The sequence below is a fragment of the Streptococcus sp. F2 genome, assembly GCF_056500955.1.
The window spans coordinates 15285-29164 of record NZ_JBWKAI010000001.1; the positions used below are offsets into that span (position 1 = coordinate 15285).

At 40.1% G+C, this 13880-nt stretch carries 14 protein-coding genes; 5 read left to right on the top strand and 9 right to left on the bottom strand.

From position 1 onward, the window contains the following. Nucleotide 1: 1 nt before the first annotated feature. The 3 genes from ACYTR8_RS00085 to ccpA all read right to left on the bottom strand — a co-directional run bounded on the left by ACYTR8_RS00085 (nt 2) and on the right by ccpA (nt 3695). Entirely contained in the window at nt 2-1000 is a 999-nt protein-coding gene (locus tag ACYTR8_RS00085) for an LTA glycolipid anchor biosynthesis glycosyltransferase, IagA/BgsA family (RefSeq protein ID WP_479641458.1), read from the bottom strand. A gap of 76 nt (nt 1001-1076) precedes the next feature. Then, nucleotides 1077-2540 (bottom strand): alpha-amylase, encoded by a 1464-nt coding sequence (locus ACYTR8_RS00090; RefSeq protein ID WP_479641459.1) that lies wholly within the window; start codon nt 2538-2540, stop codon nt 1077-1079. 153 nt (nt 2541-2693) lie between these two features. Further along, on the bottom strand, nt 2694-3695 hold the full coding sequence (gene ccpA, locus ACYTR8_RS00095; protein ID WP_003049927.1) for a catabolite control protein A: 1002 nt from the start codon (nt 3693-3695) through the stop codon (nt 2694-2696). A 173-nt stretch (nt 3696-3868) separates the two neighbouring features. Here ccpA and ACYTR8_RS00100 point away from each other — a divergent pair, with 173 nt between their 5' ends. The 5 genes from ACYTR8_RS00100 to ACYTR8_RS00120 all read left to right on the top strand — a co-directional run bounded on the left by ACYTR8_RS00100 (nt 3869) and on the right by ACYTR8_RS00120 (nt 8644). Further along, nucleotides 3869-4954, top strand: coding sequence for a M24 family metallopeptidase (locus ACYTR8_RS00100; protein ID WP_111717901.1), 1086 nt, complete (start codon nt 3869-3871; stop codon nt 4952-4954). Between the two features lie 43 nt (nt 4955-4997). Further along, on the top strand, nt 4998-5663 hold the full coding sequence (locus ACYTR8_RS00105) for an NAD(P)H-dependent oxidoreductase (RefSeq protein WP_479641460.1): 666 nt from the start codon (nt 4998-5000) through the stop codon (nt 5661-5663). Nucleotides 5664-5673: 10 nt separating this feature from the next. Beyond that, nucleotides 5674-6051, top strand: coding sequence for a lactoylglutathione lyase (gloA, locus tag ACYTR8_RS00110; RefSeq protein ID WP_003049924.1), 378 nt, complete (start codon nt 5674-5676; stop codon nt 6049-6051). Between the two features lie 345 nt (nt 6052-6396). Beyond that, nucleotides 6397-7581, top strand: a complete 1185-nt coding sequence (locus tag ACYTR8_RS00115; RefSeq protein ID WP_479641461.1) for a DNA/RNA non-specific endonuclease — start codon at nt 6397-6399, stop codon at nt 7579-7581. 136 nt (nt 7582-7717) lie between these two features. After that, complete coding sequence (locus ACYTR8_RS00120) at nt 7718-8644, top strand: glycosyltransferase family 2 protein (RefSeq protein ID WP_111715650.1); 927 nt, start codon at nt 7718-7720, stop codon at nt 8642-8644. A gap of 64 nt (nt 8645-8708) precedes the next feature. Here the strand turns inward: ACYTR8_RS00120 and ACYTR8_RS00125 are convergent, their stop codons facing one another. From ACYTR8_RS00125 to ACYTR8_RS00150, 6 genes are all read right to left on the bottom strand, one after another. Then, on the bottom strand, nt 8709-9065 hold the full coding sequence (locus ACYTR8_RS00125; RefSeq protein WP_269760610.1) for a cell division protein FtsW: 357 nt from the start codon (nt 9063-9065) through the stop codon (nt 8709-8711). A 178-nt stretch (nt 9066-9243) separates the two neighbouring features. Then, nucleotides 9244-9711, bottom strand: a complete 468-nt coding sequence (gene smpB, locus ACYTR8_RS00130) for an SsrA-binding protein SmpB (protein WP_022554349.1) — start codon at nt 9709-9711, stop codon at nt 9244-9246. Between the two features lie 2 nt (nt 9712-9713). Then, entirely contained in the window at nt 9714-12044 is a 2331-nt protein-coding gene (gene rnr / locus ACYTR8_RS00135) for a ribonuclease R (RefSeq protein ID WP_479641462.1), read from the bottom strand. 96 nt (nt 12045-12140) lie between these two features. Further along, nucleotides 12141-12377, bottom strand: coding sequence for a preprotein translocase subunit SecG (gene secG / locus ACYTR8_RS00140; protein ID WP_003047129.1), 237 nt, complete (start codon nt 12375-12377; stop codon nt 12141-12143). Nucleotides 12378-12422: 45 nt separating this feature from the next. Beyond that, nucleotides 12423-12569 (bottom strand): 50S ribosomal protein L33, encoded by a 147-nt coding sequence (rpmG, locus tag ACYTR8_RS00145; RefSeq protein WP_003047126.1) that lies wholly within the window; start codon nt 12567-12569, stop codon nt 12423-12425. After that, the gene (locus ACYTR8_RS00150; RefSeq protein WP_479641503.1) at nt 12566-13768 is read right to left on the bottom strand and encodes a multidrug efflux MFS transporter; all 1203 of its coding nucleotides are present in this window, start codon (nt 13766-13768) and stop codon (nt 12566-12568) included. Before ACYTR8_RS00150 ends, rpmG begins: the two co-directional genes overlap by 4 nt. Nucleotides 13769-13880: the final 112 nt, after the last annotated feature.

The following is a 13880-nucleotide window of genomic DNA, read 5'->3' on the forward strand; positions in this document are numbered from 1 at the left end:
CTTATAACTCCATTACTTTTTTATAGACATCTACTAATGCTTGACCAACTGTTTCTAGGCGCCGACTTTGGGCAACCTTGTAACCAGCGTCAATTTTGTTGCTGTCACCAGCTAAAATTTTGGTCAAAGCTTGGATAAAACCTGGGATATCAGTTGCTAATTCAGCACTATTTTGATCAACCCAACCATCGTAAACTGGGATATCACGTAAAACAAGGTGCTGACGACTCGCTAAGGCTTCTAAGACCACAATGCCTTCTGTTTCTTCGCGACTTGGGAAGAAAAAGGCATCGGCACCAGTCATAGCACCCTCATAAACCTCACCCTTAATGTAGCCTGGAAAAACGAGATTTTTAGGATGCTTACCATTTACGAGGCGACGAACTTGAGCGGGAATTACCCATTTATTAGTCTCTCCAAACCAGATAAACCTTACATCTGGCATAGCTTGAGCAACTTTGACAAAGTCATCAATCCCTTTTCTAAGGAAAAACAATCCTGCTCCCATCACTACTTTTTCGCCCTTTTTAATGTCAAAATACTGACGAAAAGCAGCTTCTTTTTCAGAATCTGCTCCATACTGTTCCAAATCAATACCGTTGGACACCGCAAAAATAGGTGTTTTCACACCATACTGCTCAATTAAAGACTTGGAATACAAGGTAGGGGTAATAATAGCATCAGCCTTATTGTAAAATTGACAGAGGTATTTCTTAAACAAAGGTGACAAGAGGTTTGAAAAAATAAAGGAATTTCTAAAGTCCTCCTCTGTAGAGTGCCCATGCATGATGACCTTTTTGCCTGCTTTTTGCGCTTTAGCCATCAAGAGCCAACTTTTTAAACCATAGGTATTGAGATGAACCAAATCATAATCGTCATTGGGATCGGTGGTGAAATTCTGACCCACCAAAGACAAGGCTTTTGCCTGATGCTTGATAGCACGTCCAATTCCTGACTTTTTTAAATAATTTTCTGCTTCTAAATATAATAGAACTTTCATAACCTCTATTATAGCTCATTTTATAGGAATTTTCACTAGGATAACGAAAAATCAGCCCAAAGACTGATTTCCCATTTTAAAAGCTTCTTTCTTCAGGTACCCAGGCTGAAATAGAGCCTGCCTCCGCCTTAATATCAAGCCAACCATCTTCAGCCACCACTACCTTTTCTGAACAATGGCCTAAGTAATCGACAAAGGTCTGCCCGATAAAGTCTTGACCGATTTCCACATGCTTCCAACCTTCATCACCATTTGATAGGATAACTGCCAGCGGATGGGGATGTTCTTCATCGCCTAAACAAGTCCAGGCAATGCAATTAGCGTGATCAAAATAATCGACTTGTTGCCCGTAAACAGCCTCTTTACGCAACAGCGTCAACTTGTCAAGCACTTCTTTAAAACTAGCTTGAGCAAAGTCTCCGGAAATACCATAGTAATCGCCATAGAACAGACAAGGTTTGCCTTCTTGGCGTAAGAGAATTAAGCCGTAGGCCAGAGGTTTAAACCAATCTTCCACTGTGGACTCCAAAGCTTGACCACGTTGCGTGTCATGATTTTCAACAAAAGTAATAGCCAAGTCAGGCCTGCTAGCCACTAAACTTCCTTCAAAGATATGTGTTAAATCAAAATCCTTTCCTTGATGACTGGCGTTAAAAAAAGACATGTGAAGACCGACATCTACTAAAGCAAACTGTTCATTGGTGGCTTCCAAGTAGTCTTCCATGGAGTCTTGGTCTGACTTCCAATACTCACCAAAAACTTCTAAATCTGGTTTGATTTGAGTGCGAATATCATTGACAAAGGTTTGGATAAAATAAGAATCAATGTGTTTGACGGCATCTAGACGAAAACCTTCGATTCCTGTTGTCTCAATAAACCACTTAGCCCAATCCTGCAAGTTTTGAATAACCTCTGGGTGTTTGAAGTCCAAATCATTGTACATGAGGTAATCAAAATTACCATGTTCGTCATCAATCAAGTCATTGTTGGCCCAGCCCTTATTGTCACCTGTAATCATGTAAATGCCAGTTTCATTGCTCTTGGCATCATAATCAAGCCCTGTGAAATGATACCAATGCCATTTAAAATCATTATAGCAACCATTTCGACCAGGAAAATCAAAACCAGTCCAGCCTTCAATCTCATAAGGTTCTGTCAGAGCTTCTTGGCGATTTTCAGGATTCATTTTGATGACCAAAAAACGTTCCTTATGATCCCCATTGGCTTTATGGTTAAGAACAATATCTGCGATTGGTTTGATTGCAGCTTCTTTCAAGGCTGCAATAAGTTCGAGATATTCTTGTTTACTACCGTATTTGGTAATGACTGTGCCATTTTGATCAAATTCCCCTAGGTCAAATAAATCATAAACACCATATCCCACATCATTAATACCAGTTCCTTTAAAAGCAGGAGGAAGCCAGAGCTCAGTCACTCCTAAATGCTGTAATTGTGGAATACTTGCTTTCACTGTTTTCCAGTGGTTACCATCTGCAGGAAGATACCACTCGAAAGCCTGCATGATTAGTTGATTTGTCATTACTTCTCTCCTAAAAAAGGCTGGGATATCAGTTTCCCCAGCCTCTATCTGTCTTACTTATACCAATAAAAGAAATTGAGCCTCTTTTTAGGGACAACACAAAGTACTATCTTTTAGTATTTCGTTTTTTAACAAATAATACCCTACGGTAACCTATTTAGTGGTTCCGCGTTTTTTAATGCCATGATTCAAAAGAATTTCTTTTTCTTCCAACTCTTCTTTGTTCATGATTTTAGTCAACATCCGCATGCTGACAGCTCCCAAGTCGTAAACGGGTTGGCTGATAGAACTCAAGTTTGGACGGGTATATTGAACAACTGGTGAATCATTGCTGGTGATGATTTCAAAATCTTCTGGAACGCGTTTGCCTGCTTCAAACAAACCATTTAAAAGACCCGCTGCTAACTCATCTTCAGCCACATAAGCTGCTGTTGCTCCTGAGTTAATCACACGTTGTGCCAATTCAAAGCCTTCTTTATAAGAATAATTAGCTTCAAAAACAAGTCCTTCTTTGAAGTCAAGTTTGTTGTGCTTCAAGCCTTCTTTGTAACCCGCCAAACGTACTTTACCATTGATGTCATCAATAAGTGGTCCTGACACAAAGGCAATGCTCTGATGGTTTTCTGCCAAAATATCAACCACATTAGACACAGCTGCCTTATAGTCAATATTAACACTTGGTAATTGATGATCAAGGTCAACTGTCCCTGCTAAAACAATCGGGGTGCGTGAGCGTGAAAATTCCGCACGGATTTTTTCAGTCAAATGGTGCCCCATAAAGATAATACCGTCAACTTGCTTAGCAAAGAGGGTATTAACAACGTTAACCTCCTTGTCATCATCCTCATCACTAGAGGCAAGTACAATATTATATTTATACATAGCGGCGATATCATCAATACCTTTGGCTAAAATAGAAAAATAACTGTTTGCAATATTCGGAATCACAACCCCGACGGTTGTTGTTTTTTTGCTGGCGAGACCACGTGCGACAGCATTTGGACGATAATCTAGGCGGTCAATGACTTCTAAAACTTTCTTACGCGTGTTTTCCTTAACGTTTTTGTTGCCATTAACAACACGACTAACAGTTGCCATAGAAACACCAGCTTCACGGGCAACGTCATAAATCGTGATGGTATCATCTGTATTCATTTTTTGTCTTCCTTTCTATTTGAAAATTACGCTTTCAAAAAATATTTTAGCATGTTTTGTAACCACTTTCAAGTATTAAAGGTTAATTTTTGAAAAAGTTTTCAAAGATTGACCCAAAGCTTGATTTTTTAAGCTTTTTTTGGAAAAATAGTAGGCAGAAAGAAGGTTTTCCTATGACAAAATTAGACCAAATACGTTTGCATCTTGAGCAAAAAGGAGCTGAACTGGCTATTTTTTCAGATCCTGTTACCATTAATTATTTGACTGAATTCTTCTGTGACCCGCATGAGAGACAACTATTTTTGTTTGTCTACCATGATTTAGCTCCTGTGCTTTTTGTACCTGCCCTTGAGGTGGCCAGAGCTAGCCAAGAAGTTGACTTCCCAGTCTTTGGCTATGTGGATTCTGAAAATCCTTGGGAAAAAATCAAAGCCGTTTTACCAAATACAGCGGCCAAAACCATTTATGCCGAATTTGACCACCTTAACGTCAGTAAATTCCATGGGTTGCAGACAGTCTTTTCAGGGCAATTTGCTAATCTAACCCCATTTGTTCAAGGCATGCGCCTCATCAAATCAGCTGATGAAATTGAGAAAATGATGATTGCTGGTCAGTTCGCTGACAAGGCCGTTCAAGTTGGTTTTGATAACATCTCCTTGGATGTTACCGAAACAGACATCATCGCTCAAATTGAATTTGAAATGAAAAAACAAGGCATTAACAAAATGAGCTTTGACACTATGGTCTTAACGGGTAACAATGCTGCCAATCCTCATGGGATTCCGGGTACCAACAAGATTGAAAACAATGCTCTTCTTCTCTTTGACTTAGGAGTTGAAACCTTAGGCTACACCAGTGATATGACACGAACAGTTGCTGTCGGTAAGCCCGATCAATTCCAAATCGACATGTATAACCTTTGCCTTGAAGCACATCAAGCAGCTATTGACTTTATTAAACCAGGTGTTACAGCAGCTCAAGTCGATGCCGCTGCCCGCCAAGTCATCGAAAAAGCTGGCTATGGAGAGTACTTCAACCACCGCCTGGGGCATGGTATCGGTATGGATGTACATGAATTCCCATCCATTATGGCTGGGAATGAGCTTGTGATTGAAGAAGGCATGTGCTTCTCTGTGGAACCAGGCATTTATATTCCAGGTAAAGTTGGTGTCCGCATTGAAGATTGCGGTTATGTCACTAAAGATGGCTTTGAAGTCTTTACCCATACCCCAAAAGAATTGCTTTACTTTGAAGGTTAATCCTTACCCAGACATCACTCCTAACGAAAGGAAGGTTATTCTTATGAACCAGTCCATTCATCACCAATTACAACAAGCACTACACTTTAGGACAGCCGTTCGTGTTTATAAAGATGAAACGATTTCCGAGGAAGACTTGAACCTTATTTTGGATGCTGCTTGGCTAAGCCCTTCTTCTGTTGGCTTAGAAGGCTGGCGCTTTGTAGTTCTAGATAATAAGCAAATAAAAGAGGAAATCAAACCCTTTGCCTGGGGTGCCCAATATCAACTTGAAACAGCTAGCCATTTTGTGCTGTTAATTGCTGAAAGAAATGCTAGGTACGATAGCCCTGCTATTAAAAATAGTCTCCTAAGAAGAGGAATAGAAGAGGGAGAGGGACTTGAGAGTCGTTTAAGACTTTACGAGGCCTTCCAAAAAGAGGACATGGACATGGCAGATGACCCTAGAGCGCTCTTTGATTGGACTGCAAAACAGACCTATATCGCTCTTGGCAATATGATGATGACAGCTGCCCTGTTAGGAATAGATTCCTGTCCTATTGAAGGGTTCAACTATGCAAAAGTTGACACTATTTTAGCAACTCATGGTATTATTAATAAAGACAAAGAAGGTATTGCCAGCATGTTGTCCTTGGGCTACCGTCTCAGAGATCCCAGACATCCTCAAGTTCGCAAACCTCGTGAAGAAGTGATTTCAGTAGTGAAATAAGGAGAATATTATGAAAGCATTACACACCTGTATCCGCGTCAAAGATCTCGACAAATCAGTGGACTTTTACACCAAGGCCTTTCCTTTTAAGGAAACCCGTCGAAGAGATTTTCCAGACAGCCAATTCACTCTCGTGTATTTAGCGCTTGAAGGAGAAAGTTATGAGCTAGAGTTGACCTATAATTATGATCACGGTGACTATGATTTAGGAGATGGTTATGGCCATATCGCCCTTGGCTCTGACAATTTCGAAGAAGACCACGAAAAACATCGTCAAGCAGGATTTCCTGTCACAGATATTAAAGGGTTAACTGACAAATCAGCTCGCTACTACTTTATTCAAGATCCCGATGGCTATAAAATTGAAGTCATTGACTTAAATCGTTAATAGGATAAAAACAGAGGAAAATCCCTCTGTTTTTTTATGATGTTATCACTCTTTTAGGCTTTTTAAATCAAATAAGAAACCACCTATCACAATCCTTTTCTGTAAAAAAGAGAAAATAATATCTAAAGATTACCTTAAAACAGCCCAAAATCCTTTGAACTATCAAATAGACAAGTTGTTTTCTTCTTTCGTTCATATCAAAAACACTCATTTTTTTGATTATTTTATATTATCTTTCATTCATTTTTATAACATTACATTGCTTAAAATTATTTTTAATAAATTCATACATTTTAACCTTAATAATGATATACTTAACTAGTAAATAAAAAAGGAGAACTTCTCATGTCTAAACTCAGAAGGAAATGGCTTTCCCATTCTCTTGTAGCCTTAGCAATGACCTTATCGTTAGGATTCATTCCTAATGCTCAACCTCACGATAGTGTTACCTATGCTCAAGAAACAGCTGTCACGCAAGACTGGACGTTGGCTCAGTATCCAGACTATTATGTCATTGAAGGAAAATCGGCTATTCAAAAAGAGGACTTTCCTCAATTGAAAACAACGACTGAGAAGGTCTATAAAAAAAGTGGTCGTAGCACAAAACATGTCACTGTCTCGGACCTTCAATATGCTGATCTAGATGGTTACAATCGTTCTGGAGTAGCTTATGGCATTATCACTAAAGATATGATTGACATGTCAGCAGGCTCTCGTGAAAAATGGGAAAACGACTACAACCCAAGTGGCTGGTTCTCCTATCAATTTAAAGCAGACGGTCGAGCTGCTACTGAGAATGATTACAAGCATAGTCCAAGACAGGTAAAACGCATCCCAAATAATCAGGAAGTCAGTATTGTTTTAAGTAATGGTAAAGTTCGTCACGGCTACCTCTTTGACCGTAGTCATCTCATTGCAGACAGCTTAGGTGGACGCCCATACCGTAACAATTTGATTACTGGAACCCGCACTCAAAATGTAGGCAATAATGACCGTAAAGGCGGTATGCAATATATTGAAACTAAAGTCTTAACCTACATCAATCAAAATCCTAGTGTACATGTTTACTACAAAGCAGAACCCGTCTATGTGGGAACAGAGCTAGTTCCTCGTTACGTGGTTGTTTCAGCTTTATCTTCTGACGGTGTCATCGATGAAAAGGTGCGTGTTTTCAACACCGCCAATGGCTTTACTATCGATTTCCAAAATGGAGGTCTTCTATCTGATGTAACACTTGAAGAAGAAACAACGACTGATAGTGACGACACTCTCACAGAGGATACCAAAGAACCTGCTACAGATGAAGAAGGCACTGATCAGATCAGTCCAGATGCAGCTACAGAGGATACCGCTACTGACGTAGACAGTCAAAGGATTGTGTATGTTGCAAGTAACGGAAGCTCTCCTGTCTATTGGTACCATAAAGAAAACCTTCCAGCTGGCGTCAACTTAGATAGGCTCGTTGAAATGACAGAACAAGATGCTTTAAGCAGAGGCAAAAAGCATTCTAGTGCGGAACCAACTCATTAATGAAAACTGCTTGAGGTGCGGCGACGTTACCTCAGCAGTTTTTTTATTTTTGGGAAATCGCTATCATTTGACAGTTTTTTGAAATATCTTGGCTTTTGTGATACAATTTGTCAAAAGACTAGAAAGGGACACCCCTATGACGCTTTTATCTGTAATTATTCCCTGTTTTAATGAAGAAAAAGCTATTCTTCCTTATTTTGAAGAGATGCGTCAGTTGGAACTTTCAATGACTAGTCAACTCGCCTTTGAATATATTTTTATTGATGATGGTTCTAAAGACCAGACTCTGAACATCTTACGTGATTTAGCTACTCGCTTTCCAAACGTTCATTACCTGTCCTTTTCGCGCCATTTCGGCAAAGAAGCTGGGCTATTAGCTGGATTAGAAGAAGCCAAAGGCAACTACATTACTGTAATGGATGTGGATTTACAAGACCCACCTGAACTTCTCCCACTCATGTTTGCCAAAATAAGCGAAGGTTATGATGTAGTTGTCACGAGACGTCACAATAGACAAGGAGAACCTTGGTGGCGATCTGCTTTGTCTCATTTATTTTATAGCCTTATTCAAAACTTATCCGATACTGAAATTGTTAGTGGGGTTCGCGATTACCGATTAATGACCAGACAGGTTGTGGACAGCATCCTTGAACTAGGCGAAGTCAATCGATTTTCAAAAGGTATATTTTCATGGGTCGGTTACCGGACGACCTACATCAGCTTCGACAACCGCAAGCGTCAGCATGGGAAAAGCCATTGGAGTTTTTGGGGCCTGTTTCGCTATTCCCTAGATGGCTTTGTTAATTTTTCAGAAATGCCTCTGACCATTGCAACTTGGACAGGAACCTTTAGTTTCTTAATTTCCATTCTTGCTATCTTATTTATTGTGATTCGAAAATTACTCTTTGGTGATCCTGTTTCCGGCTGGGCCAGTACTGTCTCAATCATTTTATTTATGGGAGGTATTCAACTCTTTTGCATGGGCATTATCGGGAAATACATCTCAAAAATATTCCTTGAAACCAAAAAAAGACCTGTCTATATCATCAAAGAAAAGCATTAATAGTCAAAAAGAAGAGGACATTTCATTCCCCTCTTCTTTTTCGTTAACTACCTACTGCTAAATCTTACTCGGTTGGTTTTATTGGTAAGCTTTTCAAAAAGAGCCAAATCAGAAACAAAACCACCACTATTCCCACCAAAACTGGCAAAGGGTTAACCGCAGACCAATCAAACTGTCCTGTTAGTGCCTCCACCAACTTCCCTAACCCATAAACAGCAACAAAGGCTAGTCCAAGGTTCAAACACTTTTTCTTCCTAGTCATTGACAATGAGAAGATAAACATGGGAATAAATATCATCATCAGTCCCATGTAATGTAACCTAATCGGCTCTCCCTTGATTAAGCATGTTATCAAAAGCGCTAAGAATACTACCAAAAGTCTAGCTATTGCCTCTCTTAAGATAACCAAAGATTTTGTCATCAATCAATTTCCTTTGCTCATTCATAGACACTCTTTATGACCAATGGTCACAACTATTTCAAAATCAATCAAGATCGTCTACGCTAAACCCACTAACAATAAGACCTGAGCCAGCTTATAAACCTCGGTCTTCTCATCCTCAACTCCTGTCTGTCATCACTCAGCAGGCTTAAAACGATTAGCGATGATTCACACTTTTCATCACGCGTTTGATATCACGATCCTGCTCACGGCGTTTAATGGTTTCGCGTTTGTCATAATCGTGTTTCCCTTTAGCCAAACCAATGAGAACTTTAGCAAAGCCATCTTTCAAGTAAACCTTTAAAGGAACTAAGGTCATTCCAGTTCCTTTGAGTTCATTTGCCAGATGTGTAATCTCACGTTTTTTGAGCAGCAGTTTGCGGGTCCGTTCAGGATCAGCGTTCCAAATATTACCTTGTTCAAAAGGAGCAATATGAACGTTGATCAACCACGCTTCCCCATTCTTAATTTGGGCAAAGCCATCTTTCAGTTGAATACGGGCTGCACGAACACTTTTAATCTCAGTTCCCGTTAAGACAATCCCTGCTTCAACGGTTTCAACAATGTGATAATCATGTCTAGCCTTTTTATTTTGCGCCAGTAACTGACCTTCCCCTTTTGCCATAGTTAACTCCTTTTACGACTCTTCTTTTTTGCTTGTTCTTTGTAAAATGGTTTTTTAGACCCTTTTTTAGTTTTACTCTTGGTTTTTGCCTTAGCTACTTCTTTAGGTTCTTTTTTCTTTGTCCCTTTAGATGATTTTGAGGATTTACGGCGATCTCGTCGACTAGCTTTATCCGACATCTTGATTTTTTCAACCACATCAAAGTCGCTCGGTAAATACTCAAAGTCAATGTCACCAGTTTCCTTGTCAGCCTTAACCAATTTCACACGAATAGGTTGACCAACTTTAAAGACTTTACTTGATTTTTCACCTTGAAGACTTAGCGTTCTCTCGTTAAAGTGATAGTATTCCGGTAAGCTAGTGATGTGAACCAAACCTTCAATCGTATTTGGTAGCTCTACAAAGAGACCAAATTTAACTACGCTTGCCACAATACCATCAAATTCTTCGCCAACATATTCAGCCATGTACTCTGCTTTCTTCATGGCTTCCACCACGCGCTCCGCATCGATAGCACGACGCTCTAACTGTGAAGAAGATGTTGCCAACTCTGGAATGACTTGGGCAAAATGGTCACGTTTTTCTTGACTAGGCTGATTGTACTCACGAATCATGCGATGCACCAATAAGTCAGGATAGCGACGGATCGGACTGGTGAAGTGGGTGTAATATTCCGCGGCCAAACCGTAATGCCCATGATTATGTTCAGAATATCTTGCCTGTTGCATAGAGCGTAAGAGCATCATGTTAAGCACTTCTGCTCCTGGTTGACCTTCGACTTTTGCCATAAAGGCTTGCAAGGCTTCCTGAGAAATCTTATTGGCTGTTCCTTGAATTTGAATACCGAATATGCTAGCGTAATCAATAAATTTTTGAAGTTTTTCGGCCTTTGGTTCTTCGTGAATACGGTAGATAAATGGTAACTTAGCTTTTGCAAAATGCTCCGCAACACACTCATTGGCTGCTAGCATAAAGGATTCAATCATCCGCTCCGCAATGCCCCTTTGACGAAGCACCACATCTACTGGCATCCCTTTATCATTGACAATAATTTTTGCTTCTTGCGTATCAAAGTTTAAGGCTCCTCGTTTTGAACGCATCGTTTCCAAAATCCGATGCAAAGCCACCATAAGGGTCACATCATCAGTAATACTAGCAAATTCTTGGAGCGCTTCTTCATCTCCTGCAATCATGTCATTGACCGCACTATACGTCATTCGGTAAGTTGTCTTAATCACTGATTGACAGATTTGATAGTTGACCACGCGCCCCTGCGGGTTAATTTCCATTAAGGCTGACTGGGTCAAACGCTCGACGTTAGGATTCAAAGAGCAGATGCCATTTGACAAACGCTCTGGTAACATCGGAACCACACGATCTGTGACATAGACAGAGGTACCACGCCTAACAGCTTCCTTATCAAGGGCAGATCCTTCTGTCACATAATAAGAGACATCCGCAATATGTACCCCAAGTTCATAGTTACCGTTATCCAATAGCTTAATATGGATAGCATCATCTAAGTCTTTGGCGTCCGCACCATCAATAGTAATGGTGGTTTCTGAGCGCAAATCAACACGGCCTATTAAATCTTTAGCAGTTGGTGCTTCTGGAATTGCATTGGCCTCGGCTAAAACTTCTGCTGGAAATTCTGAAACAATATCCATCGATTCAAGGACTTCCAAGACATCAATCCCAACATCTCCTTGATGGCCTACAATATCACGGACACTGGCCACAAAATAATCGTGTCCCCTTGTGGGGTATTTATCAATATCAACCTTGATGATTTCAGTGCCTTTAAGCACAACAGGTTCTTTCTTAATGTAGATTTTTTGTTGAATTTTTTGATTTTTTGACTTAATATAACCAGCGTATTTTGGTTTTTCATCATCTAAAATAAAAGTTCCAACAGCCGTTTTTAATGAGCGTTCTACAATCGCTACCACTTTAGCTTCAGCCGCAGCGCCTTTGAGACGGTCTGCTGGTTTTTTAATAGTTACTTCTACGATATCGCCATCAATGGCGTAACCAACGTCATTACGGCCGATAAACATATCGTCTTCATTCTCATCCACGGACAAGAAACCAAAACCTGCTTTGTTGGCACGGAAAATCCCCTGAACAGTAGCCTCTTTCTTCTTTTCACGCTCTTTTCTAAGTGCTAAACTACCATCATTTGAAAACCGTAAAAGCCCTTGACTTTCCATTTTGGAAATGGTTTTAATAAGGCTGGGAAAATGCTTGGCTCCAGCCATCTCTAAGGCAGCAGCCAAGTCGTTCACGTTGGACTTGCCATGCTCCTTGAGGTAAGTCATAATTCTTTCTTTCATAATACCTAATTTCTATTTCTGTTTTAATCGTTTTACATCATCAATCTAGCTCACTGATAAAAAAATGAGCTAGACTAACTCTGTCAAGCTCACTCCTTATTTACTTGATAAAATGGCAAGCGCAAGCGCAATTGCTAGCCAGAAAAATACTAGAACTGCTGTAAACCGTTGCATGAATGCTTCAAAGCCACGAGCTTTGGTACGTTCAAATAAGGCTTCTGAACCGCTGCTATCAAAAACATTGCTACTTGGGTTTTTTTGAGGTTGCATGAAGATAGCAATCACAAGTAAAACCGATAACACGAGCAATATTGTAAGTAGTAAGTTGTACATGTTATTTCCTCCACTATTGTCTTGACCATTCTAACACAAATCTTATCAAGATTCAACATGTAGGGTCACTTTTCTCTCCTTAGGGCAGTACTTAGGAACCTTAATCTTTTCCGGGTGACTGCTCTTATTTTTACTGGTCAAATAATTCTTGCTGCCACACTGGCTGCATTCTAAATTAATTTTTATTCTCACACGATATCCTTAACCTTGATGTACTTTTTAAATAAAATCAAACTCCAAACCAAATTGACAAAGACAATCATACTGGTCACATAAAAAACGGATCGATAATCTAAGACAATCGCAACATTTGACCCAATAAAAGGGCCCAAAACCTGACCAATATTACTAAACATTTGATTATAAGAGAAAACTCTGGAAATACCTGCTTTTGGTGTCAATTTAGTCAGCAGAGAATTAATGCTTGGCATTAACGCCCCTACTCCAAACCCATAGGCAAAGCGTAACAAGCCCAACTGAAGACTGGTTTGTGCTAGGGCACTTATGACATACATGATAAAACTGTAGAGTAAAGCTCCTAAAAGTAAACGATGGTTACTAAAACGGTCACCTAATTTACCGAGGTAAGAGCTGCTCAAAAGACTGGAAAAACCCATGGCTGAGACCACCAGACCTGACACAAACATGAGGTTTTGCTTTTGCCCAAGATGTCGAATATATAGGGACAAAATAGGGGCAACCGATTGAGCAGAAATCTGAATAATCATACTGGTTACAAATAGGCCGAGCATGATTTTTCGACTCTTTACTTGCTTTAAAATATCTTTGGTAGGTACCATTTGAGACTTCTCAATAGGCTCAAAATCTTCTTTGACATAAAAAACTGTCATTAAGGAGCAGAGCAATAAGATTATCCCTACCAATAAAAAGACCTGACGAATACCTAATAGTTCTGCTAAAACTCCTCCAATAAGAGGGCCAATTAAGGCACCAGCTGTCACTCCCGTTGCCAAAGTCCCTAGGGCATAGCCGGATTTTTCTTGAGGAACTTGGCTGGCAATCAAAGCCGTTGAATTGGGGATATAGCCTGAAAAAATCCCCGTTAACAGCCTCAAAACAAGCAGCCAAAACACATTAGGAATAACCGCTAACCCTCCCATGGTAAAGGTCATGACAAAACTTGCTCGAAGCATCATCGGTTTTCGACCATAACGATCAGCAAGTTTTCCCCAAAGTGGCGCAAATATAGCTGACGCTAGTGCCGTAATGGCAACTGCCAAACCGGCATACCACTCCACCAATGCCTTAGGGGCTCCTAGTTCTTCAACATACAGGGCCATGAATGGCATGACAAGTGAAAAGCTTGCCCCAGCAAAGAAGTTACCAAGCCAAGCTACTTTTAAATTTTGTTTCCAATTGACAGTTGTTATCGCTTCTTCGCTAATAGGTCATCATCTTCTTTCCAAAATACCTCTGACTATTATACCACAATTCTCTCACAGGCAAGCAAAAAGCAGGCTAACTAAACTGAGCAGAAAGAGA

What these genes read in the sequence shown, in the direction of transcription:
- ACYTR8_RS00085 (WP_479641458.1), bottom strand. Translation starts at nt 1,000, where the DNA reads ATGAAAGTTCTATTATATTTAGAAGCAGAAAATTATTTAAAAAAGTCA.
- ACYTR8_RS00090 (WP_479641459.1), bottom strand. Translation starts at nt 2,540, where the DNA reads ATGACAAATCAACTAATCATGCAGGCTTTCGAGTGGTATCTTCCTGCA.
- ccpA (WP_003049927.1), bottom strand. Translation starts at nt 3,695, where the DNA reads ATGAATACAGATGATACCATCACGATTTATGACGTTGCCCGTGAAGCT.
- ACYTR8_RS00100 (WP_111717901.1), top strand. Translation starts at nt 3,869, where the DNA reads ATGACAAAATTAGACCAAATACGTTTGCATCTTGAGCAAAAAGGAGCT.
- ACYTR8_RS00105 (WP_479641460.1), top strand. Translation starts at nt 4,998, where the DNA reads ATGAACCAGTCCATTCATCACCAATTACAACAAGCACTACACTTTAGG.
- gloA (WP_003049924.1), top strand. Translation starts at nt 5,674, where the DNA reads ATGAAAGCATTACACACCTGTATCCGCGTCAAAGATCTCGACAAATCA.
- ACYTR8_RS00115 (WP_479641461.1), top strand. Translation starts at nt 6,397, where the DNA reads ATGTCTAAACTCAGAAGGAAATGGCTTTCCCATTCTCTTGTAGCCTTA.
- ACYTR8_RS00120 (WP_111715650.1), top strand. Translation starts at nt 7,718, where the DNA reads ATGACGCTTTTATCTGTAATTATTCCCTGTTTTAATGAAGAAAAAGCT.
- ACYTR8_RS00125 (WP_269760610.1), bottom strand. Translation starts at nt 9,065, where the DNA reads ATGACAAAATCTTTGGTTATCTTAAGAGAGGCAATAGCTAGACTTTTG.
- smpB (WP_022554349.1), bottom strand. Translation starts at nt 9,711, where the DNA reads ATGGCAAAAGGGGAAGGTCAGTTACTGGCGCAAAATAAAAAGGCTAGA.
- rnr (WP_479641462.1), bottom strand. Translation starts at nt 12,044, where the DNA reads ATGAAAGAAAGAATTATGACTTACCTCAAGGAGCATGGCAAGTCCAAC.
- secG (WP_003047129.1), bottom strand. Translation starts at nt 12,377, where the DNA reads ATGTACAACTTACTACTTACAATATTGCTCGTGTTATCGGTTTTACTT.